Genomic DNA, 21,504 nt, shown 5'->3' on the forward strand with positions numbered 1-21,504 from the left:
GGCGTTTATTGGACACCCAGGCGGTCGAGCAGGATCTGCCGGACGGCCGCGGCGTCGGCTTGACCGCGGGTGGCCTTCATGACGGCACCGACGAGCGCACCGACCGCCGCGAGCTTCCCGGACCGCACCTTGTCGGCGATCTCCGGATTGGCCGCGATCGCCTCGTCGGCCGCCTGCTCGAGCGCGCCGGTATCCGAGACGCGCTTGAGGCCGCGCTCGGCCACGACCGCGTCGACGTCGGTGCCCGTCTCGAGGACACCGTCGACGGCCTGCCGGGCCAGCGCGACCGACAGCGAACCGTCGGCCACCAACGCGATGGCGCGCGCCACCTGGCCGGCACTGATCGGCAGCTCGGTCGGGTCGATCTCGCGCTCGTTCGACTTCTGGGCGAGATAGCCCAGCCACCAGTTGCGCGCCTCCGCCACAGGGGCGCCGGCATCGACCGTGGCGCCGACGAGGTCGACCACGCCGGCGTTCGTCATCTGCACCATGTCCTCCGCGCTGACCCCGAGCTCATCGCGCAGCCGGACGCGCCGCGCCGACGGAAGCTCCGGCAGCGCCTTGCGCAGCGACGCGACCCATTCGGCGTCCGGCGCGATCGGGACGAGGTCGGGCTCCGGGAAGTAGCGGTAGTCGGTCGCCTCTTCCTTGCTGCGGCCCGGACGGGTGTCACCGGTCGTCTCGGAGAAGTGCCGCGTCTCCTGGACGATGCGCTCGCCGCGGTCGAGGAGGACCGCCTGTCGCAGGATCTCCGAACGCACCGCCCGCTCGACCGATCGCAGCGAGTTGACGTTCTTGGTCTCCGTGCGGGTGCCCCACTCGGCGCCCGGCCGGTTCAACGACGTGTTCACGTCGCAGCGCAGCGAACCCTGCTCCATGCGCACGTCGCTGACGCCGAGCGTGCGCAGGATGTCGCGCAACTCGGTGACGTAGGCCTTCGCGACCTCGGGGGCCAGTGCGCCCGTGCTCGCCACCGGTTTGGTCACGATCTCGACGAGCGGGATGCCGGCGCGGTTGAAGTCCACGAGTGAGTACTCGGCGCCGTGAATGCGACCGGAGGTCCCGACATGGGTGTTCTTGCCCGTGTCCTCTTCGAGGTGCACCCGCTCGATGCCGACCCGCACCGTCTGTCCGTCGACCTCGACGTCCAAGTAGCCCTCACCGCAGAGCGGCTCGTCGTACTGCGACGTCTGGAAGTTCTTCGGCATGTCCGGATAGAAATAGTTCTTGCGCGCGAACCGGCACCACGACGCGATCGAGCAGTTCAGGGCCAGGCCGATGCGGATCGTGGACTCGATCGCCTTCTCGTTGGCGACGGGCAGTGCGCCGGGCAGGCCGAGGCACACCGGGCACGTGTGCGTGTTCGGCTCGGCGCCGAACTCGGTCGAGCACCCGCAGAACATCTTGGACCGGGTGCCGAGTTCGACGTGCGTCTCGAGCCCGATGACCGGCTCGTAGCGGGCGACGACGTCCTCATAGTCGGTGGTCATGTCAGCTCCGGGATGGACGCGAGCACCGCGCCGGACTTGGCCGTTGCCGCCTCGAACGCGGCGGCGACCCGGTAACACCGATCGTCGACCAGCGCCGGCGCCATGATCTGCAGTCCCACCGGCAACCCCTCCGACAACCCGGACGGCACCGAGATCGCCGGCGTCCCGGCGAGCGACGCCGGCAGTGTGCAGAGGTCGTTGATGTACATGGCCATCGGGTCGGCGATGCGCTCGCCGATGCCGAAGGCGACGAAGGGCGAGGTCGGCGACACGAGGACGTCGGCCCGCTCGAACGCGGCGGCGAAGTCGCGGGCGATCAGCGTGCGGACCTTCTGCGCCTGGCCGTAGTAGGCGTCGTAGTAGCCCGAGGACAGCGCGTACGTGCCGATCATGATCCGCCGCTTGACCTCCGGGCCGAAGCCGGCCTCGCGGGTGAGCGACATGACGTCCTCGAGCGAGTTGACCCCGTCGTCCCCGACGCGCAGGCCGTAACGCACTCCGTCGAAGCGAGCGAGGTTGGACGAGCACTCACTCGGCGCGATCAGGTAGTACGCGGCCAGCGCGTACTCGAAGTTCGGGCAGCTGACTTCGACGACCTCGGCGCCGAGGCTGCGCAGCGTCTCGACCGCCGCCTCGAAGGAGGCGAGGACGCCGGGCTGGTAGCCCTCGCCGCCGAGTTCGCGTACCACGCCGACGCGCGTGCCGGAGAGGTTGACGGTGTCGCCGCCCTCGCGGGCTGCGGCCACCACCGGCGGCACCGGCGCATTGATGGACGTCGAGTCGCACGGGTCGTGCCCGGCGATGACCTCGTGCAGCAGAGCCGTGTCAAGCACCGTGCGGCCGAACGGGCCGGCCTGGTCGAGCGAGGACGAGAACGCGATCAGCCCGTACCGCGACACCCCGCCGTAGGTGGGCTTGTGCCCGACGATGCCCGTGACGGCGGCCGGCTGCCGCACGGATCCGCCGGTGTCGGTGCCGATCGACAGCGGCGCCTCGAACGCGGCCACCGCGGCCGACGAGCCACCCGACGACCCACCCGGGATGCGCTCCAGATCCCAGGGATTGCGGGTGGGGCCGTAGGCCGAGTTCTCCGTCGACGAGCCCATCGCGAACTCGTCCATGTTGGTCTTGCCCACCATGACGATGCCCGCGTTCTTGATGCGGGTCGTGATCGTCGCGTCGTACGGCGGGTGCCAGCCTTCGAGGATCTTCGAGCCCGCGGTCGTCGGCAGGCCCTTGGTGACGACGACGTCCTTCATGGCGAGGGGGACGCCGGCCAGCGGGCCGAGCGTTTCGCCCGCCGCCCGCGCATCGTCGACCGCCTGGGCCGCGGCGAGCGCGCCGGAGGTGTCGACGTGCAGGAAGGCGTGCACCGACGGATCAACGGCGGCGATCCGGTCGAGGTGGGCCTGGGCGACCTCGACGGCCGACACGTCGCCGGCAGCCACGAGGCCGGCCAGTTCGCTCGCCGGCCGGCGGGTGAGGTCGTCCATCACGCCTCCTCGGCCAGGATCCGCGGGACCCGGAACTTGTCGTCCTCGACCGCGGGCGCTTCGGCCAGCACCGCGGCGCGCGGCAGCGAGTCCCAGTTCTCGTCCGGCCGGAAGACGTTGGTCATCGGCACTGCGTGCGAGGTCGGCGGAATGTCGTCGGCGGCTACGTCACGGACCCGCGCGACCGCCCCGAGGATGACGTCGAGCTGCCCCGCGAAGGTGTCGAGCTCGTCCTCCCTGACGGCGAGGCGGGCCAGCCGGGCGAGGTGGGCGACGTCGGCCCGGCTGATACGCCCGGCCGCGGCCTCGGGCGAGCCGGCCGTCGCAGAGCTGTCGGGGGCGAACGCGTCGTCGGGCACGACTCCGCAGTCTACGGATGCGTCCTGCCCGGTTTGCAGGCGAGTTCGGCGGCTCGCGTCCGGGACGTGGGCCGAAATCAGCGCGACATGCGGGTGCGGCAGGCTGGGGGCATGTCCTACCTCCTGCGGCTGGTGCTGCCTGATCGTCCCGGTGCGCTCGGCGCCGTGGCGACCGCGCTGGGCACCGTTGGCGCGGACATCCTCAGCGTCGACGTCATCGAACGCTCGCCGGGCAGCGCCATCGACGATTTCGTGGTCGAGCTGCCGCCGGACAAGCTGGCCGACTCGCTGGTGTCGGCCGCAGCCACTATCGACGGGGTGCATGTCGAGTCGATCCGGCCATATGCCGGGCAGATCGACCCGCACCGGGAACTGGAGCTGCTCGAGGCACTGGCCCGCAACCCCGAGTCGTCGCTGCCGGTGCTCGCCGACGGCGTCGCTCGATTGTTCCGGGCGGGCTGGGCGCTGGTGCTGGCCGAACCGGTCGCCGGGCAGGCGCGGGTGCTGGCCGGGGGCGGCGCGGCTCCGGAGCTAGAGTCGGTTCCGGCTCCATGGTGGCCGGCGGCGCCGACGCGTCCGGTGTCGAGCGAGGACGACTGGGTTCCGGCCGACTGGACGCGGCTCGGCACCGAGTTGGCCGTCACGCCGCTCGGTCCCGCGGCGCTGCTGATCGGGCGGCCGGCGCTGCGCTGGCTGCCGTCGGAGCTGATGCGCCTGCAGCATCTGGCCGCCATTGCCGCCACGGTGACCCCGGCTCCGGCAACGGAGTGATCTTCGCCAGTTGTCCTCGCTTCACCACGCTATAGCCCGGTATAGCGCGGACAACTTCGGAAAGGGCGAGCTCTAGAGTTCCGCCATGCCGAAATGGACCGCCGCCGACCTGCCCGACCAGACCGGGCGCACCGTCGTCGTCACCGGCGCGAATAGCGGCCTCGGCGAGGCGACCGCCCGCGCGCTGGCCGCCTGCGGCGCTGAGGTCGTCCTCGCCTGCCGCAACGTGGCCAAGGGCCAGGCCGCCGCGGCCAAGATGACCGGCGACGTCGAGGTCCGGTCCCTCGACCTGGCCGACCTGGCCTCAATCCGTGCCTTCGCGGCTTCGACCGGGCCGCTCGACGTCCTGGTGAACAACGCGGGAGTGATGGCCATCCCGCTGACGCGCACGGCCGACGGCTTCGAGATGCAACTGGGCACCAACTTCCTCGGCCACTTCGCCCTGACCTGCCTGCTGCTGCCGCGAATCGGCGAGCGGGTGGTCACCGTCGCCAGCGGCGCGCACCGCTGGGGCCGCATCGCGCTGACCGACCTGAACTGGCAGAAGCGGCGGTACCGGCGTTGGGCCGCGTACGGCCAGTCGAAACTGGCCGACCTGATGTTCGCCTTCGAACTCGATCGGCGCCTGCGCGCGAGCGGGTCAGCCGTCCGATCAGTGGCGGCCCATCCCGGCTACGCGTCGACCGAGCTGCAGTTCCACACCGAGGGGATCGAGCACCGCATCATGGGCCTGGGCAACCGGCTGCTCGGCCAGAGCCCCGACCTCGGCGCGCTGCCCACGCTGTACGCCGCGACGATGCCCGACGTCCGTGGCGGGGACTACTGGGGCCCGGACGGAGTCGGCGAACTGCACGGTCACCCCAAACGGGTGGGCTCCTCGAAGGCGTCGAAGGATGCCGTCGTGGCGGCGAAGCTGTGGGAGCAGGCCGCGGAACTGACCGGCGCCGACTGGCGCTGAACGACGACGCGAGCGACGGCCGGTTGCAGCGGGACGGGCGCGGATACTTCCGCGCGCCGCCTGACCCGGCCGCGGCCCCAGCCGACCGCCGCGTCGACTGCCCGCTGCGCAGCCGGCATGACGGTCGGCAAGGCCAGCAGTACGAGACCGCCCGCGATCCAGCCGCCGATGACGTCGCTGAACCAATGCGTGTCGAGATAGATCGTGCCGGCGCCGACCGTCACCGACAGGAAGATCGCCGCTCCGATTCCCCACTTGCGGTGCCCGACGGCCAGCCAGGCGAGCAGCCCGTAGAGAACCACCGTGTTGGACACGTGACCAGAGGGATAGATGTTGCCGCCGACGAAGATGTCGTGCGCGTTGTGGGTCCGCAGCGGACTGAGTCGACCGGTCGCGAGCTTGACGACGCCCACACTCAGGTTGAGCAGCACGAGCGCGGCGCCGAGCAGGACGAGCGGCGCGGTCGACCGTCTACGCCAGGCCGTCCACAGGAAGCAGGGCAGGAACAGCAGCGTCGCCGGACCCCGCTGACCGAACATCACGTAGTAGTAGATCCACGGCTTCCAGGCCGGATGGTGGTGGCGCACGTGCAGGTTCATCAACGCGGTGTCGAGCGTCAGCACCGGTGACGGGAAGATCACGGCCAGCGTGAGGAGCACGTAAGCGAGCAGCAGTCCGCCGAAGGCAACGGCACGCCACGAAACCCGGACCGATGTCTTGGGAAAGGGTGTCGTGGCAGCGCGCAGCACGGACAGCGGATATCCCACGCCTACGGTTTTTCCATATCCCGCTGTGAACTACCCACAAAGTAACCGGATAGTGACCGTATCTGTGGGCGAGAACACGTCAGACGGGCAATTCACCCGATCTCGTCGCCGACCGGTCCGTCGGCCAGCAGCGCCCGGAACCCGTCCTCGTCGAGGATCGGCACGCCGAGCTGCTCCGCCTTTTCCGCCTTGGTGCCGGCGTTGTCACCGACGACGACGTAGTCGGTCTTCTTCGACACCGAAGACGCCGCTTTACCGCCACGCGACACGATCGCCTCCTTCGCCTCGTCGCGCGAGAATCCCGGAAGGGAACCGGTGACGACGACGGTGAGCCCGGCCAGGGTTTTGGGGGTGTCGTCGATCTCGTCGGCCATGCGCACCCCGGCGGCGGCCCACTTGTCGACGATCGCGACGTGCCAGTCGACGGCGAACCAGTCGACGACCGCCTCGGCGATCACCTGACCGACCCCTTCGGCGTCGGCGAGCTGCTCGACCGTCGCGTTGCGGATCGTCGCGAGATCGCCGAAGTGGGTGGCCAGCGCGCGGGCGGCGGTGGGGCCGACGTGGCGGATCGAGAGGGCGACGATGATCCGCCACAGCGGACGCGTCCGCGCCTCGGCCAGGTTGCCCAACAGCTTCTCGCCGTTGGCCGAGAGCACCCGTCCGTCGCGAACCGCCTCCGGCGGGTCGGACTTCTTCGCCGCGCGGGTGTAGAACGGCACCCCGCCCAGAACACTGCGGGCGAGCGTGTCGTCCCCGTCCACGGTCGGCGCCAACGCGAACAGGTCGCCCTCGTCGGTGATGACGCCCGCGTCGAGCAGGGCGACGACGCCCTCGTAGCCGAGCGCCTCGATGTCGAGAGCCGAGCGCGAGGCGAGGCTGAACAGCCGCTCCCGCAGTTGGGCCGGGCAGTTGCGTGAGTTCGGGCAGCGGATGTCCTTGTCGCCCTCCTTCTCGGCCGCCAGCGGAGTGCCGCAGGCCGGGCACTCGGCCGGCATGACGAACGCGTGCTCGCTGCCGTCCCGCAGCGCGACGACCGGCCCGACGATCTCCGGAATCACGTCGCCGGCCTTGCGCAATACGACGGTGTCGCCGATCAGCACGCCCTTCCGCTCGACCTCCCACTGGTTGTGCAGCGTGGCCATCTCGACGGTCGAGCCGGCGACCTTCACCGGTTCCATGACGCCGAACGGGGTGACCCGGCCGGTGCGCCCGACGTTGACGCGGATGTCGAGCAGCTTCGTGTTCACCTCTTCGGGCGGGTACTTGAACGCGATGGCCCACCGCGGGGCGCGGCTGGTCGAGCCGAGCCGCCGCTGCAAGGACAGATCGTCGACCTTGACCACGACGCCGTCGATCTCGTGCTCGACGGCGTGTCGGTGTTCGCCGTAGTAGTCGATGAATTCCTGCACTCCGGCGAGGTCGTCGACGACCGTGGCCCGGTCGGACGTGGGCAGCCCCCATTCGCGGAACCGGTCGTACCAGCCGGACTGTTCGGTGACCCGCGGGCCGTCCTCGACCTTGCCGACGCCGTGGACGACCATGTTCAGTCCGCGCGTCGCGGTGATGCGTGCGTCCTTCTGGCGCAGCGACCCGGCCGCGGTGTTGCGCGGATTGGCATACGGCGCCTTGCCCGCCTGGACCAGGGCGGCGTTGAGTTCTTCGAAGCGGGCCACCGGGAAGAAGACCTCGCCGCGCACCTCGAGGACCCGGGGCACGTCCGCGCCGGTCAGCCGGTCGGGCACGCCCGCGATCGTGCGGATGTTCGGCGTCACGTCCTCACCGGTGCGGCCGTCGCCGCGAGTGAGGCCGCGGACGAGGCGCCCGTCCTCGTAGAGGAGGTTCACGGCGAGACCGTCGACCTTCAGTTCACACAGGTAGCGCGGCGAAGCGCCGGCGTCGCGCTCGACGCGCTGTGCCCAGGTCTGGATGTCCTCGGGCGAGAACGCGTTGTCGAGGCTGAGCATGCGCTCGAGGTGGTCGACGGCGGTGAACAGGGTCGAGTACGTGCCGCCGACCCGCTGCGTGGGCGACGACGGGGTGCGCAGCTCGGGGAATTCTTCTTCCAGTTCCTGCAGGCGCCTCATCAGCGCGTCGTAGTCGGCGTCGCTCGCCGTCGGCGCGTCGAGGATGTAGTACCGGTACTGGTGCTCGTCGAGTTCCTGCGCCAGTCGGGCGTGCTCGCCGCGGGCTTCGGACGGGGCTTGGCTGACCTGCGTCATGAGCCCTAACCTAGCGACTGGGTACGACGCTCCCGCCGTGCGTCACGACGGGTCGAGCGAGTTCCGGCCGACCTCGCGGAGCACCGCCAGCGCACGCCGCACGTAGCCCGGTGACGCACCGGCGAACCCGCACGTCGGCGTGGCGACGACCGTCGTCGCGAGCAACTCGGGATCGAACCCGAGTTCCGACCACATCCGACGGATCGGGCCGCGGGCCCGGTCGAGCGTGACGTCGGAATCGGTCGCCGGGACGACCCCGAGCCACAGCGCGACGCCGGCTTCGACGGCCTCGCCCAGCGCGTCGTAGTCCGGCACGCCCAGCAACGATGCGTCGACGCCCACCGCGTCGGCGCCGGCGGCCGTCAGCAGTCCGATCGGCGTCCCGGCTGCGCAGCTGTGCACCACCCGGCCGCCGGGCGGCGCAACCCCGAGGACCGTCCGCACCGACTGCTCGACCACCTGCCGATCGAGTGCGCGGACCGTGCCGTAACCCGACGGGGTGCGGATCTCGCCCGCGAGCACCGCCGGCAACGACGGCTCGTCCAGCTGCAGGACGAGGGGGGCGCCGGGCAGCCGGGCCGCGGCGTCGGCCAGATGCCCGGCCAGCCCCTCGGCCAGCGACTCGGTGAGATCGCGCAGCGCGCCCGCGTCGCTGACGACCTTGTGTCCCGTGCGCAGCTCGACGGCCGCCGCGAGGGTGAGCGGACCGGCCGCCTGCAGCTTCAGTGCTCCGCTGTAGCCGCCGGCCGCATTCTGGAGGGCGTCGAGGTCGCGGGCGAGCAGGTCGGACGCACGCCGCAGGTCGCGGCCGGGATGGGCCGCGATCTGCCAACCGGACGGCACCAGCTCGACCGGCAGGTCGACCAGGAGCGCCGCCGTGCGTCCGATCATGTCCCCGCCGGCGCCGCGCTCGGGCAGCTCGGGCAGGTGCGGCAGGTCGGGCAGCTCGCCGAAGACGAGGGCCGCCGCGTCGGCCGGGTCGGTACCGGGCAGGGAGCCGATCCCGGTGACGGCACCGGTCGGCCAGGGGCGGCTCACGCCCCGGCGGCCACGTCGGCGGTGCGGTGGGCGGCAGTGATCGTCGCCGAACCGAGCACCACGTCGCCGTCGTACATGACCAAAGCCTGGCCGGCCGCTACGCCCGCCTGGGCGACATGCAGCGTCGCCGTGACTGCCGCGCCGTCCACGGTCACCGTCGCCGGGCTCGTCATGCCGTGCGCCCGGAGCTGCACCGCACAGTCGAACCGCTCCCCCGGCGCGGCTCCGTTCGTCCAGACGACGGGTTCCCCGCTCACGACGTCGGCGTCGAGCCGGCTGCGCGGTCCGACGACGACGGTGTTGTCCTTCGGCCGGATGGACAGCACGTACCGGGGGTCGCCGCCCGGAGCGGGGCGCTGCAGGTTGAGCCCGCGCCGCTGCCCGACGGTGAACCCGAAGGAGCCGGCGTGCGTGCCGACCACCTCGCCGCTGTCGGCATCGACGATCGGGCCGTCCTGGGCGCCGAGCCGGCGGGCGAGGAAGCCCTGCGTGTCGCCGTCGGCGATGAAGCAGATGTCGTGCGAGTCGGGCTTCTCGGCGACGGCCAGGCCCCGCGCGGCCGCCTCGGCCCGGACCTGCGTCTTGGTCGAGTCGCCGAGCGGGAACATCGCCGACGCCAGCTGACGCTCGCTGCATACCGCCAGGACATAGGACTGGTCCTTGGCCGGATCGACCGAGCGCATCAGCCGGCCGTCGACGAGTCGGGCGTGGTGGCCCGTGACGATGGCGTCGAAGCCGAGGGCCAGCGCCCGGTCGAGCACGGCCGAGAACTTGATCTTCTCGTTGCACCGCAGGCACGGATTCGGTGTGCGACCGGCGGCGTACTCGTCGACGAAGTCGTCGATGACATCGGCGCGGAACCGCTCGGCGAGATCCCAGACGTAGAACGGGATCCCGAGCACGTCTGCGGCCCGGCGCGCGTCGTGCGCGTCTTCGAGCGTGCAGCATCCCCGGGCGCCGTGGCGCAGCGTCGCCGGCGCCGCCGACAGCGCCAGGTGGACCCCGGTGACCTCGTGGCCGGCGTCGACCGCGCGGGCGGCCGCGACGGCGGAGTCGACGCCACCGCTCATCGCGGCCAGCACCTTCAACCGGCCCGCGGTCACGATGCGACCGTGGTGAGTCCGGCGCTGCGCGCCCGGTCGACCGCCGGCACGATGGCCTCGAGGGCGGCGGCAACATCGGCCGGCGTCGAGTCGTGGCCCAGCGAGAAGCGCAGCGTGCCGCGTGCCTCGACCGCATCCGCCCCCATGGCGATCAGCACGTGCGAGGGCTGCGCGACGCCGGCCGAGCACGCCGAGCCGGTGGAGCACTCGACGCCGCGCGCGTCGAGCAACATCAGCAGGGCGTCGCCCTCGCAGCCGGCGAAGCTTAGATTGGCGATGCCGGGCAGCCGGCGGGTGGGGTGACCATTCACCGTCACGTTCTCGACCGACCGCAGCATGCCGGTGACGAGGTCCTCGCGCAGTGCGCCGATCCGGGCGGCGACGTGATCGCGCCGCTCGACGGCGAGCGCGGTGGCCACGGCCAGCCCGACGGCGCCCGGGACGTCCAGGGTCCCGGAGCGCACCTCGCGCTCCTGGCCGCCCCCGTGCAGCAGCGGGACGCAGGCGACATCACGGCGCAGCAGCAGCGCACCGGCGGCCGGAGGACCACCGAACTTGTGGCCGGTCAGCGTGAGCGCGTCCAGGCCCGAGGCGGCGAAGTCCACCGGCACGGTGCCCACGGCCTGCACGGCGTCGCTGTGGATGGGCAGATCGTATTCGTGGGCGATCGCGGCCAGGGCCGAGACGGGCTGAATCGTGCCGACCTCGTTGTTGGCCCACATCACCGTCACCAGGGCGACGGAGTCCGGGTCTTCCTCGATCGCGGCCCGCAATGCTGCAGGAGCGACCAGGCCCGTGCGGTCCACCGGCAGCCAGGTGACGTCGGCACCCTCGTGGCCGACCAGCCACTCGACCGCATCGAGAACGGCGTGGTGCTCGACCGAGCTCGCGATGATGCGCCGACGGCGGGGATCCGATTCCCGCCGGGCCCAGAAGATGCCCTTCACCGCCAGGTTGTCCGACTCCGTGCCGCCGGCGGTGAAGACGACCTCCGACGGTCGCGCGCCGAGGGCCGCCGCGACGGTCTCGCGCGACTCCTCGACCCGCCTGCGCGCAGTTCGTCCCGCCGTGTGCAGCGACGACGGATTGCCGACCCGACCCATTGCCTCGGTGACGGCCGCGACCGCCTCAGGCAGCATCGGCGTCGTCGCGGCGTGGTCCAGGTAGGGCACCGGGCCGAGTTTACGGCGTCCGGCCCCCGCCGGTTCAGTGCAGCAGCCAGCGGCGAGCGCCTCAGCGGTGCCGGCTACCCCGGGCTCGGGCCGACCTACCCGCGTACCGGCGCCGCGGCGCGGGCGCGGAACGCCGTGGCGACGCCGGTGACCGCCACCCCGCACATGAGCAGGTCGAGCGTGACGAAGCCTGTGGTGGAACTGATCGCACCTCGCGTCGCCGCCGCGACCAGGACGCCGGCCACGCCCGTGGTGAGTGCGCTGGCCGTTGCGTCGGACAGCTGAAGCGCGGCGGAGTCGGCGCCGCGATCGGCGTCGTTGGTGTAGTTCAGGAGCAGGACGCTGACACTCGACATGGTCAGGCCGGCGCCGAGGCCCGCGATCAGCCAACCGGGAAAGGCGAGCCAGCCGGGCAGCTCGGGGACCGACGCCAGGGCCATCGTCGCGGCGGCCGCCGCAAGACAGACGAAGCCGGCCCGGATCAGGGCGATCCGCCGCTGCGGGGCGGCGCTGTCGTCGACCCGGCCCTGCCACCAGGACCCCGCGGCCCAGCTGAAGCCGGACAGCGCGAGCGGCAGACCGGCGATCGTCGCCCCGTACCCGTGCTGCTGGGACAGTGACAACGGGACGGTGGCCTCGACGCCGAAGAATGCGCCGGCGAGCAGCCCCCGCAGCGCCACGGGCGCGGCGACCCCGGGCCGCACCCGGAAGGTGCCGGACGGAAGCAGGCGACGCAGGCCCCACGCGAGCAGCCCGATCCCGCCGACCCCGAGAGCTCCGGCAAGCACGGACGGATGCTGGCCGGCCTGCTCCAGCGCCGCGATGCCGACGGCCACTGCGGTCGCCCGGACCAGCCGGAAGCGGTCGCTCCGGCCGCCGGGTTGGGAGGGCGCGTGCAGCGAGCGCAGGACCGGGATCATCAGCAGTCCACCGACGACGCTGAACGGCACGAGACCCAGGAAAACCCACCGCCAGCTGGCGTGCTGGGCCAAAGCGCCCGAGATCGCCGGGCCGAGCAGCGACGGAACCACCCAGGCCGACGACATGGCGCCGAACAGCCGCGGCCGGAACTGCTCGGCATAGATCTCGCCGATCACGACATAGATCGCGGTGATGATCAAGCCGCTGCCCAAGCCTTGCACGACCCGGCCGGCGACCAGCTGAGCCATCGTCACGGCCGTCCCGGACAGCAGCAGACCGCCGACGAAGCACACCAGTCCGGCGACGACAGGCAGTCGCGGCCCGCGGCTGTCGCTGAGCTGGCCGGACGCCACCATGCCGAACACGTTGGCGAGCAGGAAGCCGGTGAACGCCCACCCGAAGGCGCCGAGCCCGTGGACGGCCCGCGCGGCGGTGGGCAGCGCGGCCGAGACGGCCATCGCCTCGAAGGCGATCAGCGTGACGAGGATGAGCAGGCCGACGCTCGTGGCCCGCAGCGGCGGACTGAAGATCGAGCCCGGCGCGCCGTCCAGCTCTCGCTCGTCCACCGTCACGTCATCAGCATGCAACGTGAAGTGCGGCTCAACTCAATCCTTTGGCCCGAACGCAGTTGTCCGTGTGTCCCCACGTCAGGACGTGAGGACACACGGACAACTTTCGACAGGGTGGCGTTACTTGCGTTTGGTGATCTCGTCCGTCAGCTGCGGGGCAACCTGGAACAGGTCGCCCACCACGCCGAAGTCGGCGATCTCGAAGATCGGTGCCTCGGGGTCCTTGTTGATGGCCACGATGGTCTTCGAGGTCTGCATGCCGGCCCGGTGCTGGATGGCTCCGGAGATGCCGACCGCGATGTAGAGCTGCGGCGACACGGTCACGCCGGTCTGCCCCACCTGCATCGTGTGGGGCACCCAGCCGGCGTCGACGACGGCGCGCGAGGCACCGACGGCGGCACCGAGGGAGTCGGCCAACTTCTCGATGATCTCGAAGTTGTCGGCCTTGCCGATACCGCGGCCGCCGGAAACGACGACGGAGGCGTCGGACAGTTGCGGGCGCGAGCCCTTCTCCTCGACCACGGAGTCGATGACCTTGGCGGCCTTCGCCGCGTCGGACAGCGTGACGCTGACCGGCACTTCCTCGGCCGCGCCGGAGGCCGGCTCGGGGGCGAAGGAGTTCGGCCGGACCGTGATGACCGGGGTGCCCTTCGTCGCCTTGGCCTTCACCGTGACGGCGGCACCGAAGATCTGCTGGGTGACCGTGCCGTCGCTGTCGATGCCGACGGCGTCGTAGAGCAGGCCCGACTCGAGCTTGAGGGCAAGCCGGGCCGCGACCTCCTTGTTCTCGCTGTTGGACGAGAGGAGGACGGCGACCGGGCTCGCCTGCTGCGCGACGGCGGCGAGGGCTTCGGCCTTCGGCGCGACGGAGTACGAGCCGATCTCGTCGCCCTCCGCGACGTAGACCTTGGCCGCGCCGTACTCGGCGAGCTGATCCTTCAGCGGGCCCGCGGTGCCCGGCGCGCCGATGACGACGGCCGCGGGCTCGCCCAGGTGCCGGGCGGCGGTGAGCAGTTCGAGGGTGGGCTTCTTGACGGTGCCGTCGACCGAGTCGACGAGAACCAGGACGTCTGCCATGTCTGTTGTCTCCTTGGTTTCGGCTCGGGTCAGATCAGCTTCTTGGACGCCAGGAAGTCGGCGATCTTCGCGCCGCCGTCCCCCTCGTCCTTGACGGTCTGGCCGGCCTCGCGCGGTGGCGCGTTCTCGAACGACACGACCTGCGTCCACGAGTTGTCGAGCCCGACGTCGCCGGCGTCGAGGCCGAGGTCGCCGAGCGACTTGACCTCGATCGGCTTGCTCTTGGCGGCCATGATGCCCTTGAAGGACGGGTACCGCGGGTCGTTGATCTTCTCGACGACGCTGATGACGGCCGGCGTCGAGGCCTCAACCTTCTCGTAGCCGGTGTCGGTGACCCGCTCGATCGTCACCGTGGACCCGTCGACGGTCACCTTGCGGGCCTGCGTGAGCTGCGGCGCACCCAGCACCTCGGCGAGCAGGGCCGGAACGACCGCGCCGCGCGCGTCAGTGGCCTCGGATCCGGCGATCGCGACGTCCCACTCGAGCGCGCCCAGTGCCTTGGCCAGCGCCTTCGCGGTGGCCACGGCGTCCGAGCCGTGCAGCGCCTCGTCCGAGACGTGGACGGCCTTGTCGGCTCCCATGGACAGGGCCTTGCGGATCGACTCGGTGGCCCGCTCGGGGCCGACGGTCAGGATGGTGACCTCACCGCCGTGCGCCTCCTTGAGCAGGAGCCCTTCCTCGATCGCGAATTCGTCGATGTAGTTGATCACCGGGTCGACCGCGGCACGGTCGACCGTGTTGTCCGCGGTATTCAGCTTGCGGTCACCTTCGGTGTCAGGCACCTGCTTGACCAGGACCACGATGTTCATGCGTTCGCTGACCTCTCCGTCTTAGGCCTTCAGTGATCCCGGCGACCGAAGGTCGCGGGAGATCGGACGAGCCCGGTGGGCCGTCACGAGACGTTCCACAACACTGTGCCCATGTTACTGACGAGTAGCAACATGATGCTTCTCTCGTGAGACCAGCATCCCACGCAGCGCCCCGCACCTAGGGCCGCGCCCCCGGGGACGTCCCGTCCTCGACCTCGAGGATGACGAAGTCCGCGACGTTGAGCAGTCGCAGGATCGCCCGTTCGAGCGGGCGGATCCGGGCGCGCGTCTCGTCGTGCACGATGCGCGGATTCGTGAGCCGCACCGTGCGCCGCCGGGTGATCAGCTCGCAGCCGCCTGCTGCGAGCACGTTGCGGACCCAGTCCGTCTTCGCTCCGTAGGTGAGCGCGAGGGTGTACTCGCGGCCGGAGTTGAAGACGTTCACCGGCGTGCGGTACCGCGAACCCGAGCGGCGCCCCACGTGGACGACCACGCCGAGACCGGGAACCCATGTCGCGAAGCGGCGGGTGATGCGGTTCAACCCCACCCGGTTCAGCCGGGCGAGCGCGTTCGGTAGCGGCATGCCTCCTGTCTAGCGCGCGGACGGCCTTGGTTGCGCTGCCGATGAATATTTGGCGGAACTTACCGGCAGGCTTGCCTGCCGGTAAGTTTGCGCCTAGCGTCGCGAATATGACCGGCACGATGCGCCCGACGCAGGCCGAGCGGGTGACCGTGATGCGCAGCCGTCTGCTCGACGCGGCGATCGAGGGCCTGGCCGAGACCGGGTACAGCGGGTTCTCGACCAACGACGTGGTCCGGCGGGCCGGTGTGTCGCGGGGTGCGCTGGCCCACCACTTCCCGACCAAGGCCGACCTCGTGGCCGCCGCCGCCCACCGCCTCGTCGAGCTGCGCGCCGCGGAGTTCCGGGCCCGCTTCGCCGCCATCGCCCCGGCGCGGCGCACGGTGGGCAAGGCGCTCGACGTGCTGTGGACGTTCTTCGAGGACCCGTCCTACCAGGCGCTGCTCGAACTCATGGTGGCCGCTCGCAGTGACAACGAGTTGCGCCCGGTGATGGCCGCGGGACTGCGGCACGCCGCCGAGATGACGCGCGAGGTGTTCGCCGAGGCGTTCCCCGACCTGGCCGAGTCCCCGTTCATCGGCGAGACGCTCGACGCGATCCTGGCCGTGTACTCCGGCCTCGCCGCACAGGTGGCCCTCGATGGCGATGCGGGCGGGCGGCACGCCGCCGTCCGGGCCGTGCTCAAGGGCGCCCTGACTCTCGCCGTCGATACGCGCCCGCACGAGTTCACGAACCGCCCCACGTCGAGGAGCACGCGATGAGCCAACCGTTGACCAGCGAAGGCCCACGCCCGGTGCCGGTCCGCTCGGTGCGCACGCGCCGCATCGCGTTCGCCTATCCACCCGCCGCGCTCGACCGCCACTACGTCAGGGGCGACCTGGTGATGAGCCACGTCGTGTCCGTGCTGTCGGCGATGTTCCCGGAGGGCGAGGACTTCTTCGTGCGGTCGGTTCGCCATTACGCCGACCGGGTGACCGACTCGGAGCTGAAGAAGCAGGTCGCCGGCTTCATCGGCCAGGAAGTGACGCACGGACGCGAGCACGGGGCTCTCAACGAGCGGCTGCAGGAGATGGGCTATCCGACACGACGGGTCGACCGGATGGTCAAGGCCGGCCTGAAGCGCAACGAACGGCTCTTCCCGCACAAGGTGCAGCTCGCGATCACCGCAGCGCTCGAGCACTACACCGCGGCCTTGGCCGAGACGCTGCTGACGGATCCGCGCGCGCAGGAATTGCTCGGTGAGAACGAGGTGCGCTCGATGCTGCTGTGGCACGCACTCGAGGAGTCCGAGCACAAAGCGGTCGCCTTCGACGTCTACCAGCACGTGGTCGGCGACGAGAAGCTGCGGATCCGGACGATGCGTTTCATGACCGTCGCGTTCATCTTCGCGGTGGTCGGGCACTCCGTTCTGTCCCTGCTGGGCGACCGGGCCAGCTACGACCTGCGCCGCCTGGGCCGCAGCCTGGCCGCACTACGGCACTCGCCGTTCTTGACGCGCGAGGTCGCCCGCCGGATCAACGACTACAACCGGGTGGGGTTCCATCCGGACGACCACGACGCGACCGAGCTGCTCGAACGCTGGCGTGAGGAGTTGTTCGGGGAAGAGGGCCGGCTCGCCGACCACGTGAAGTAGCGCGCTACAGCTGCGCCGCCGCGGGAATGACCTTCTCGCCGAGCAGCTCCAGCGGCGTGATGTCGGCGACCCCGGGAACGGCGCCGTGGACGTGGTCGATGCCGAGTGCCGCCAGCTCGCCCAGCCGGCCCAGCAACTCGTCCACCTTCTCGCCGTCGCGCCCGGCGTCGAGCGGCATCATGACGGTCTTCTCGATCTCGTCGTAGTCGCGCCCGACCTCGGCGCAGTGTTGCCGCAGCACGTCCAGCTTGTGCCCGAGTTCAGGGACGGCGAACAGGTTGCAGGCCTGCGCGTACTTCGCCACGAGCCGCAGCGTCTTCTTCTCGCCACCGCCCCCGATGAGGATCGGCGGGTGGGGACGCCGCAGCGGCTGCGGGACGTTGAGTGTGCGGCCCAGCTTGTAGTGCTTGCCCTCGTAGGGGCTCTCGTCGTCGCTGCACATCTGCAGGAAGATCTCGAGTGCCTCCTCCAGCCGCTCGAAGCGCTCGGCCGTCGGCGGGAACGGCAGGCCGAGACCGACCGATTCCTGCTCGTTCCAGGCCGCCCCGATGCCCAGCCACGCGCGGCCGCCGGACAGCACGTCGAGCGTCGAGACAGACTTGGCCAGCAGACCCGGCTCGCGGTAGACGACGGCCGTCACCCAGGCCAGCAGCTCGATGCGCTTCGTGTGGGCGGCCAGGAACCCGAGCGTCGTGTAGGCCTCGAGCATGTCCTTCTCCGGCGGGCCGATCACTGCGATCTGCCAGACGTGGTCCATCACGCTGAGCTTGCTGAAGCCGACGTCCTCGGCCGTCGTGGCGATCCGGGCGAGATCACTCCCGAGCGCCGCGGGGCCGTTGGGGTAGGTCAGGTTGGGCAGGTGCAGGCCGAGCTCCACGAGGTTTCTCCCTGTCGATGTCGTCCCCCGACGCTAGTCGTCGTAGTCGACCGTCACCGCGTCCGTCGTCGGCAGTGCCTGGCAGGTGAGCACGAAGCCGGCGGCGACCTCGTCGTCCTCGAGGGCGTAGTTGCGCCGCATGGTCACCTCGCCGGCTGTCACGCGGGCCCGGCAGGTGCCGCACACGCCGCCTTTGCAGGCGAAGGGCAGATCGGGCCGCACTCGCTGGGCGGCGTCGAGGATGGGCATACCCGCGGGCACGGTGAGGGTGGTGGTGCGGCCGTCGAGGACGACGGTGGCCTCGCTGCCGGCGCCGAGCGGTGCGTCGTCGTGGCGCACCACTGCGGGCGGCACGTCCTCGACGTAGAACAACTCGCGGTGGATGCGCCCGCGTTCGACGCCCAGCGCGGTGAGGACCTCGATGGCGTCGGTGACCATGCCGAACGGCCCGCACAGCCACCACTGGTCGACGCCGGCGACGTCGACGATCGCGGGCAGGAGCGTGCCCAGCCGGCCGGCGTCGAGGCGCCCGTTGAAGAGCTCGACCTCCTGCGGCTCGCGGGACAGCACGTGGATCAGCCTCATCCGCTGCGGGTAGGCGTCCTTCAGGTCGGCCACGTCGTCGGCAAACATGACCGAGTCGCTGCGCCGATTGCCGTAGACGAGCGTCACGGTCGCGTCCGGCGACTCCGCGAGCAGCGAACCGGCGATCGAGATCATCGGCGTGATGCCGGAGCCGGCGGCGATCAGCACGTGATCCTCAGCGGTCCCCAGTTGCGGGGTGAAGGTTCCGCTCGGCGGCTGCACGTCGAGGACGTCGCCGGGGCGCACGTCATGGACGAGCCAGCCGGAGACCGCGCCGCCGGTGACCTCGCGGACACCGATCCGCGGCGGCCGGCCGACCGGGGCGCAGATGGAGTAGGACCGGCGCTCCTCGCCGCGCCGGACGGTGAGCGACTGGCCCGGGGCGAACGTGAACGTTGCGCGCAGGTGCTCGGGGACGTCGAACGTCACCGCCGCGGAGTCGACGGTCATCGACTCGACCCGCGCGACCGTCAGCTCGTGGAAGGCCCGCGCGCTCATATGGCCTTGATCGACTCGAACGGTTCGTCGCACGCCGAGCAGCGGTGCAGCGACTTGCAGGCGGTCGAGCCGAACGCCGCGGTCAGGGCGGTGCGATGCGAGCCGCAGCGCGGGCAGGTGACCGCGGCCGGCCGGCCGAGCGTGAGCGGAACCGGTCCGCTTCGCCGGGGCGCACCGTTGGGCGGCGCAATGCCGGCCTCCGCGAGCTTGCGACGACCGTCCCGGGTGATCCAGTCGCTGGACCACGCGGGCGCCAGCTGCGTGCGCACCTCGACATCGCAATAGCCGGCGGCGAGCAACCGCTGGCGCAGGTCGGCGGCCATCTCGCGCATAGCCGGACAACCGGAGTAGGTGGGCGTGATGGTGGCGACTACGCCGTCGGACGTCTCGTCGACATCGCGCAGGATGCCCAGGTCGCCGAGGGTCAGCATCGGGAGTTCGGGATCGGGGGTAGCGGCGGCGACGGTCCAGGCGCTTGCCGACGCGGTCACCATGTGCCGTCCGGGTGGGCGCGGGCGACGCTCTGCAGCTCGGCGAGCAGGTAGCCGAAGGCTTCGGTGTGCACGCCGTCGCGACCGGTGCGCCCGCCGACCGCGGCGAGCGGGGCGACATCCGGCCGGTCGAGGGTCGCTGTGGCCAGCACGGTGTCGAGGACGACGTCGAACTCGCTGCGGCCGACAATGACGAGATCGGCCGGATGCGGGCCGAACAGTTCCTCGACGAAGGGCCAGATCGCGTTCAGTGCCGCCTGCATGCGATCGCGCGAGAGGTCGGTCCCGTCGCCGAGGCGGACGACCCATTGCGCCGCGTAGTCGCGGTGGTAGCTGAGCTCCTTCACGCCCTTGCCGGCGATGGCGGCGACGACCGGGTCGCGGCTCTCGGCGGCCAGGCGGTCGAAGAGCGCCAGCCGCCAGGTCGAGAAGACGCACAGCCGCCCGACCAGCTCCGCGAAGTCGAGGTCGGGCGGTTCGACCAGGCGCACGTTGCGGAACGCCCCCGCGTCCCGGAAGTAGGCGAGCTGGTCCTCGGTGCAACCGAGAATCGTGCCGGCCCGGGCCAGCAGCATGCGGGCCTGGCCGAGCAGATCCAGCGCGATGTTGGCCAGCGCCGTCTCTTCCTCGAGTTCGGGCATCCGCGTCATCCACTGCTGCAGGCGATGGGAGTACACGAGCGCGTCGTCCCCCAGCATCAGGCAGTAGGTCGCCAGCGCGCCGGGATCCAACTCGTCCGGCACGGAGGTGTCGATGCCCTCGAGCGGATCGGTGAAGCCAGTGCCGAAGGCCCAGCGGGCGTCGTCGTCGTGTTCGTCGGCCAAGCCGTCGTAAGGGGTGTCGTTCGAGGTGTCGTTGTCCATGGCGATCACATGTGGGGGACGTCGTCGGGGATGTCGTAGAAGGTGGGATGGCGGTAGACCTTGTCGCCGGACGGCGCGAAGAAGGGATCCTTCTCATCCGGGCTGGACGCGGTGATGTCGGCGGCAGCCACGACCCAGATGCTCACGCCCTCGTTGCGCCGGGTGTACAGGTCGCGCGCATGGTGCAACGCCATGCGCGGGTCGGCGGCGTGCAGCGAGCCCACGTGCACGTGGTTGAGCCCGCGCTTGCCGCGCAGGAAGACCTCGTACAGCGGCCAGTCGCGCCGAACGGCGCGCGGCGACGGCCGCACGGGCGCGTCGGACGTGGGTACCGCCCCGTGCCCGCCCTCAGCGGTGTACTCACTCATGCGCCACCCCCGCTTTGCACCTTTGCGGGTCGCGGATGGCCCTCATTTGCAGCGCTGAAAGGTGCAAAGCAGGTCTTGGCGGCGTGGGCCGCGGCGGCTTCGCGGACCCAGGCGCCGTCCTCGTGGGCGGCGCGGCGGTGCGCCATGCGCTGCGCGTTGCACGGCCCGTCGCCCTTGATCACCGCGTCGAGCTCGGACCAGTCGATCGCGCCGAAGTCGTAGCGGCCGCGCTCGGCGTTCCACCGCAGCTCCGGGTCGGGCAGCGTCACGCCCAGCTTGTCCGCCTGCGGCACGGTCATGTCGACGAAGCGCTGGCGCAGCTCGTCGTTGGTGTGCCGCTTGATGCCCCAGGCCATCGAGCGCTCGGTGTTGGGCGAGCGGTCGTCAGGCGGGCCGAACATCATCAGCGAAGGCCACCAGAACCGGTTCGTCGCGTCCTGCACCATCTCGCGCTGCGCGTCGGTGCCCCGCATCATCGTCATCAGCAGCTCGTAACCCTGCCGCTGATGGAAGGACTCCTCCTTGCAGATGCGGATCATCGCGCGGGCGTACGGCCCGTAGGACGAGCGGCACAGCGGGACCTGATTGCAGATCGCCGCGCCGTCGACCAGCCAGCCGATCACGCCCACGTCGGCGTAGGACAGCGTCGGGTAGTTGAAGATCGACGAGTACTTCTGCCGGCCGGTGATCAGCTTCTCGGTGAGGTCGGCTCGGTCGGCCCCGAGCGTCTCGGCCGCCGAGTACAGGTACATTCCGTGGCCGGCCTCGTCCTGCACCTTCGCGATCAGGATCGCCTTGCGCCGCAGCGACGGCGCCCGGGTGATCCAGTTGCCCTCGGGCTGCATGCCGATGATCTCCGA

At 70.9% G+C, this 21,504-nt stretch carries 22 protein-coding genes; 4 read left to right on the forward strand and 18 right to left on the reverse strand.

Features of this window, described 5'->3' with window-relative positions; translation table 11 throughout:
- Positions 1–5 precede the first annotated feature (5 nt).
- Genes gatB through gatC form a run of 3 tightly spaced genes read right to left on the reverse strand, consistent with a single transcriptional unit; the run spans position 6 to position 3,273 of the window.
- Entirely contained in the window at positions 6–1,490 is a 1,485-nt protein-coding gene (gene gatB, locus ABR571_RS00990) for an Asp-tRNA(Asn)/Glu-tRNA(Gln) amidotransferase subunit GatB (RefSeq protein WP_409451313.1), read from the reverse strand.
- Entirely contained in the window at positions 1,487–2,983 is a 1,497-nt protein-coding gene (gene gatA, locus ABR571_RS00995; RefSeq protein WP_409451314.1) for an Asp-tRNA(Asn)/Glu-tRNA(Gln) amidotransferase subunit GatA, read from the reverse strand. The genes gatB and gatA overlap by 4 nt, the downstream gene beginning before the upstream one ends.
- On the reverse strand, positions 2,983–3,273 hold the full coding sequence (gene gatC / locus ABR571_RS01000; protein WP_409451333.1) for an Asp-tRNA(Asn)/Glu-tRNA(Gln) amidotransferase subunit GatC: 291 nt from the start codon (positions 3,271–3,273) through the stop codon (positions 2,983–2,985). The genes gatA and gatC overlap by 1 nt, the downstream gene beginning before the upstream one ends.
- A gap of 180 nt (positions 3,274–3,453) precedes the next feature.
- Between gatC and ABR571_RS01005 the strand changes: the two genes are divergently transcribed.
- Positions 3,454–4,113 carry an ACT domain-containing protein gene (locus ABR571_RS01005; RefSeq protein WP_409451315.1) on the forward strand — a complete coding sequence of 220 codons (660 nt, stop codon included), beginning with the start codon at positions 3,454–3,456 and terminating at the stop codon, positions 4,111–4,113.
- A gap of 85 nt (positions 4,114–4,198) precedes the next feature.
- Positions 4,199–5,071 (forward strand): oxidoreductase, encoded by an 873-nt coding sequence (locus ABR571_RS01010; RefSeq protein WP_409451316.1) that lies wholly within the window; start codon positions 4,199–4,201, stop codon positions 5,069–5,071.
- Here ABR571_RS01010 and ABR571_RS01015 read toward each other — a convergent pair.
- From ABR571_RS01015 to ABR571_RS01055, 9 genes are all read right to left on the reverse strand, one after another.
- On the reverse strand, positions 4,969–5,838 hold the full coding sequence (locus ABR571_RS01015; RefSeq protein ID WP_409451317.1) for a phosphatase PAP2 family protein: 870 nt from the start codon (positions 5,836–5,838) through the stop codon (positions 4,969–4,971). The two genes, ABR571_RS01010 and ABR571_RS01015, sit on opposite strands and share 103 nt — an antisense overlap.
- 92 nt (positions 5,839–5,930) lie before the next feature.
- Positions 5,931–8,060, reverse strand: coding sequence for an NAD-dependent DNA ligase LigA (ligA, locus tag ABR571_RS01020; protein ID WP_409451318.1), 2,130 nt, complete (start codon positions 8,058–8,060; stop codon positions 5,931–5,933).
- 42 nt (positions 8,061–8,102) lie between these two features.
- Positions 8,103–9,098 carry a methionine synthase gene (locus tag ABR571_RS01025; protein ID WP_409451319.1) on the reverse strand — a complete coding sequence of 332 codons (996 nt, stop codon included), beginning with the start codon at positions 9,096–9,098 and terminating at the stop codon, positions 8,103–8,105.
- Positions 9,095–10,186 carry a tRNA 2-thiouridine(34) synthase MnmA gene (gene mnmA / locus ABR571_RS01030; protein ID WP_409451334.1) on the reverse strand — a complete coding sequence of 364 codons (1,092 nt, stop codon included), beginning with the start codon at positions 10,184–10,186 and terminating at the stop codon, positions 9,095–9,097. The genes ABR571_RS01025 and mnmA overlap by 4 nt, the downstream gene beginning before the upstream one ends.
- An 11-nt stretch (positions 10,187–10,197) precedes the next feature.
- Positions 10,198–11,373 (reverse strand): cysteine desulfurase family protein, encoded by a 1,176-nt coding sequence (locus tag ABR571_RS01035; protein ID WP_409451320.1) that lies wholly within the window; start codon positions 11,371–11,373, stop codon positions 10,198–10,200.
- A 95-nt stretch (positions 11,374–11,468) separates the two neighbouring features.
- On the reverse strand, positions 11,469–12,866 hold the full coding sequence (locus ABR571_RS01040; RefSeq protein WP_409451321.1) for an MFS transporter: 1,398 nt from the start codon (positions 12,864–12,866) through the stop codon (positions 11,469–11,471).
- A gap of 117 nt (positions 12,867–12,983) precedes the next feature.
- Positions 12,984–13,940, reverse strand: coding sequence for an electron transfer flavoprotein subunit alpha/FixB family protein (locus ABR571_RS01045; protein ID WP_409451322.1), 957 nt, complete (start codon positions 13,938–13,940; stop codon positions 12,984–12,986).
- 29 nt (positions 13,941–13,969) lie between these two features.
- Positions 13,970–14,749 carry an electron transfer flavoprotein subunit beta/FixA family protein gene (locus tag ABR571_RS01050; protein ID WP_409451323.1) on the reverse strand — a complete coding sequence of 260 codons (780 nt, stop codon included), beginning with the start codon at positions 14,747–14,749 and terminating at the stop codon, positions 13,970–13,972.
- Positions 14,750–14,927: 178 nt separating this feature from the next.
- On the reverse strand, positions 14,928–15,332 hold the full coding sequence (locus ABR571_RS01055) for a nitroreductase family deazaflavin-dependent oxidoreductase (RefSeq protein ID WP_409451324.1): 405 nt from the start codon (positions 15,330–15,332) through the stop codon (positions 14,928–14,930).
- A gap of 107 nt (positions 15,333–15,439) precedes the next feature.
- Here ABR571_RS01055 and ABR571_RS01060 point away from each other — a divergent pair, with 107 nt between their 5' ends.
- Together ABR571_RS01060 and ABR571_RS01065 are read left to right on the forward strand one after the other, a co-directional pair.
- Complete coding sequence (locus ABR571_RS01060) at positions 15,440–16,090, forward strand: TetR/AcrR family transcriptional regulator (protein WP_409451325.1); 651 nt, start codon at positions 15,440–15,442, stop codon at positions 16,088–16,090.
- Positions 16,087–16,962: a metal-dependent hydrolase gene (locus ABR571_RS01065; RefSeq protein WP_409451326.1), complete on the forward strand. Its 876-nt coding sequence runs from the start codon at positions 16,087–16,089 to the stop codon at positions 16,960–16,962. Before ABR571_RS01060 ends, ABR571_RS01065 begins: the two co-directional genes overlap by 4 nt.
- Positions 16,963–16,966: 4 nt before the next feature.
- On the opposite strand, the gene ABR571_RS01070 is transcribed toward ABR571_RS01065, so the two are convergent.
- The 6 genes from ABR571_RS01070 to paaA all read right to left on the reverse strand — a co-directional run.
- Positions 16,967–17,839, reverse strand: a complete 873-nt coding sequence (locus tag ABR571_RS01070) for an LLM class F420-dependent oxidoreductase (protein ID WP_409451327.1) — start codon at positions 17,837–17,839, stop codon at positions 16,967–16,969.
- A 33-nt stretch (positions 17,840–17,872) separates the two neighbouring features.
- Entirely contained in the window at positions 17,873–18,922 is a 1,050-nt protein-coding gene (paaE, locus tag ABR571_RS01075; RefSeq protein ID WP_409451328.1) for a 1,2-phenylacetyl-CoA epoxidase subunit PaaE, read from the reverse strand.
- Positions 18,919–19,416, reverse strand: coding sequence for a 1,2-phenylacetyl-CoA epoxidase subunit PaaD (gene paaD, locus ABR571_RS01080; RefSeq protein ID WP_409451329.1), 498 nt, complete (start codon positions 19,414–19,416; stop codon positions 18,919–18,921). The genes paaE and paaD overlap by 4 nt, the downstream gene beginning before the upstream one ends.
- Positions 19,410–20,276, reverse strand: a complete 867-nt coding sequence (gene paaC, locus ABR571_RS01085; RefSeq protein WP_409451330.1) for a 1,2-phenylacetyl-CoA epoxidase subunit PaaC — start codon at positions 20,274–20,276, stop codon at positions 19,410–19,412. The genes paaD and paaC overlap by 7 nt, the downstream gene beginning before the upstream one ends.
- A 5-nt stretch (positions 20,277–20,281) precedes the next feature.
- Positions 20,282–20,644, reverse strand: coding sequence for a 1,2-phenylacetyl-CoA epoxidase subunit PaaB (gene paaB / locus ABR571_RS01090; RefSeq protein ID WP_409451331.1), 363 nt, complete (start codon positions 20,642–20,644; stop codon positions 20,282–20,284).
- The coding region (gene paaA / locus ABR571_RS01095) for a 1,2-phenylacetyl-CoA epoxidase subunit PaaA (RefSeq protein ID WP_409451332.1) at positions 20,641–21,504 on the reverse strand (864 nt) is incomplete at its 5' end. The genes paaA and paaB, both read right to left, overlap by 4 nt.

It is taken from the genome of Jatrophihabitans sp., from assembly GCF_046262535.1.
In the GTDB taxonomy this organism is placed as follows: domain Bacteria; phylum Actinomycetota; class Actinomycetes; order Mycobacteriales; family Jatrophihabitantaceae; genus Jatrophihabitans.